This window comes from Micromonospora sp. CNZ296, from assembly GCF_007827635.1.
In genome coordinates, this window is the sequence record NZ_VISW01000059.1 from 1 (window position 1) to 2,967 (window position 2,967).

A 2,967-nucleotide genomic window follows, 5' to 3' on the forward strand; every position below is an offset into this window, starting at 1 on the left:
TTCGAGGTAGGTCGACCGCATGTGCCCGAAGACGTCGAGACCGAACAGCAGCCGCGCATGGGCGGCGCCGCTGGCGATCGCCGCGACCGAACCGGCGAAGGTCACCGGGTCGCGGACGACGAGATCCGGACGCCAGTCCTGGGTGAACGCAACCAGATCATCGATCATCCCGGCGGAGCAGGACAGTTGGTGGTCCAGCGACGTCCAGGCGGTCAGCACGGACTGGACGTAGTCGTACGTGAGCCGCTGCCGGCGCAGCTCGCACAGGTCGAACAGCTCCCAGCGCATCCGGCCGCCCGGGCCCCACAGCTCGTCGCCGGTGAACTCCCACCGCTCGGCCACCTCTTCCACGACGTCCTGTGACCACCGGTCCGCGCCGAGCGGCGGCCCGACCGCGACGGCTGTGAGCCCGGCGCCGGTGATCGCCTCCGTGAGATCCGGCTGGCTCGCCACCCGCACGTCGTGGCCGGCCGCCCGCAACGCCCACGCCAGGGGCACCTGCGCGTGCAGGTGCGTCGGCGCGGCGATGGTCGTGAAGAGCACCCGCATGCCGGACACCTTGGACGTCACGGCTCGTGCCGGCCCTGAGCCCCGATGGAGCAGCGGGTTCAGCGCCGGTCCACCGATCGTCGACCGCCCCGACAGCGGCGATCGCCACGATGTGGCTCGGCACGAAGGACGGGAGAGAACATTGACGCAGGACAGCCTCGCTGTCGTTACCGGCGCGACGAGCGGCATCGGACACGCGGTCGCGACGTTGCTCGCCGAACGCGGATCGACGGTCTACATCTGCGCCCGCGACGGCCACGCCGTCGACCTGACCGTCAAGGAGCTGCGCGCGAAGGGTCACGACGTTGACGGCCAGGCGTGCGACGTCCGCGACGCCGGCCAGGTGCGGGCGTTCGTCACCGCGGCCGTCGAACGGTTCGGACCAGTCGGCGTACTCGTCAACAACGCCGGCCGCAACGGCGGCGGGGTGACCGCCCAGATCACCGACGAACTGTGGCTCGACGTGCTGGAGACCAACCTCACCAGCGTGTTCCGGATGACCCGCGAGGTGCTCACCACCGGCGGCATGCTGGAGCGCGGGTGGGGACGTGTCATCAACATCGCGTCGACCGGCGGCAAGCAGGGTGTCGTGCTCGGAGCGCCGTACTCGGCGTCGAAGCACGGCGTCGTCGGCTTCACCAAGGCCCTCGGGTTGGAGCTGGCCAAGACCGGCGTGACGGTCAACGCCGTCTGCCCCGGGTACGTGGAGACGCCGATGGCCGAGCGGGTCCGACGGGGATACGCCGAGGTCTGGGACAGCACCGAGGACGAGGTGCTCGCCAGGTTCCAGGCGAAGATCCCGCTCGGCCGCTACAGCACTCCGCAAGAGGTCGCCGGCCTCGTCGGCTACCTCGTCACCGACACTGCCGCCCCGATCACCGCGCAGGCGCTCAACGTCTGCGGCGGACTCGGCAACTACTGACCCGAGGGGAACGACGACATGTCGGAACAGCACACCGATCACCGGGTGACCGTGGCCGCACCCGTAGCGGTGATCTACGACCTCGTCGCCGACGTGAGCTGCTGGCCGGTGGTGTTCCCACCGACCGTGCACGCCGAACAGATCGAGCGCAGCGGCGACGGGGAGCGGATCCGAATCTGGGCCACCGCGAACGACGAGGTCAAGAACTGGACCTCGCGGCGGATCCTGGACCGGGCGGCACGCTCGATCACGTTCCGGCAGGACCGGCCGGCTCATCCGGTGGCGGCCATGAGCGGCGAGTGGCGGTTCGAACCGGCCGGACCCGACAAGACGGTCGTGCGGCTGCTGCACACCTACCGGGCGGTCGACGACGATCCAGGTCACCTCGACTGGATTCGGCGCGCCGTCGACCGCAACAGCGAGGCCGAACTGAGCGCGCTGGCCGCTGCGGCGGGGCGCGACGACGAGCTGCTGCTGTCCTTCGAGGACGCGGTGTCGATCAACGGAAGGGCCGCGGACGCGTACACCGTCATCGACGAGGCCGGGCTGTGGCCGCAGCGGTTGCCGCACGTCGCCCGGGTCGTCCTCGACGAGCGCGTACGCGGTGTCCAGAGCCTCGCCATGGACACCCGCACCGCGGACGGATCGGTGCACACGACCGTGTCGATCCGCATCTGCCTGCCGCCGGACCGCATCGTGTACAAGCAGCTGCAGACGCCGAAGCTGATGAGCGCGCATACCGGGTTCTGGTCGTTCCGCGAGCACAACGGCGACACCGAGATGGTGGCCGGACACACCGTCGTGATCAACGAGTCGGCGATCGCCGGCGTTCTCGGTGAGGATGCCACGGTCGCCGACGCTCGCTCGTACATCCGCGCCGCGCTCGGGCGCAACAGCGGCACCACGATGCGGCACGCGAAGGCGTACGCGGAGCAGGCCCGCCGGGGCTGACGATGCGGGTGCTCTTCACAACCTTCGCCCAGCCGACGCATCTGCACGCGCAGGTGCCCCTGGCGTGGGCGTTGCGTGCGGCCGGCCACGACGTGCGGGTGGCGAGCCAGCCGGATCTCACGGAGGCGATCACCGGCGCCGGGCTCACCGCTGTCGCGGTCGGCGAGCCGCTGAACCAGCAGGAGCAGGTGCGGGAGTTGGACGAGCAGCACCGGCGCGAGGTCGAGGAGGCGCCCGACGACGAGCCGGCGCCGGCGGACTACATCGAGTTGACCGACATCAGCGAGCTGCGCGACGAGATCCTCACCTACGAGTACGTGCAGAGGCAGCTGACGGCTGTGACGATGTTCGGCTTCCGGACGCTGTGCCCGGATCGGATGATCGACGATCTCGTCGCGTTCGCGAGGGACTGGCGTCCGGATCTCGTCGTGTGGGACTCGGTGACCTTCGCCGGTGCGGTCGCGGCGATCGCGAGTGGGGCGGCGCACGGGCGGCTGCTGTTCGGCCTGGATCTGGTCGGCCATGTCCGGCAGCGGCACCTGGAG

Annotated in this window: 3 protein-coding genes and 1 pseudogene; 3 read left to right on the plus strand and 1 reads right to left on the minus strand. The window is 70.2% G+C overall.

The features are described 5' to 3' along the window. A partial coding sequence (locus tag FB455_RS34040; protein ID WP_047894817.1) for a glycosyltransferase family protein occupies positions 1 to 549 on the minus strand: 549 nt, incomplete at its 3' end. A gap of 112 nt (positions 550 to 661) precedes the next feature. Here FB455_RS34040 and FB455_RS34045 point away from each other — a divergent pair. From FB455_RS34045 to FB455_RS34055, 3 genes and pseudogenes are all read left to right on the plus strand, one after another. Then, the gene (locus FB455_RS34045; protein WP_369751983.1) at positions 662 to 1,471 is read left to right on the plus strand and encodes an SDR family NAD(P)-dependent oxidoreductase; all 810 of its coding nucleotides are present in this window, start codon (positions 662 to 664) and stop codon (positions 1,469 to 1,471) included. 18 nt (positions 1,472 to 1,489) lie between these two features. Further along, entirely contained in the window at positions 1,490 to 2,422 is a 933-nt protein-coding gene (locus tag FB455_RS34050; RefSeq protein WP_013287158.1) for an aromatase/cyclase, read from the plus strand. A 2-nt stretch (positions 2,423 to 2,424) separates the two neighbouring features. Next, positions 2,425 to 2,967: pseudogene (locus FB455_RS34055) on the plus strand (glycosyltransferase family protein); the annotation flags it as partial.

What these genes read in the sequence shown, in the direction of transcription:
- FB455_RS34050 (WP_013287158.1), top strand. Translation starts at nt 1,490, where the DNA reads ATGTCGGAACAGCACACCGATCACCGGGTGACCGTGGCCGCACCCGTA.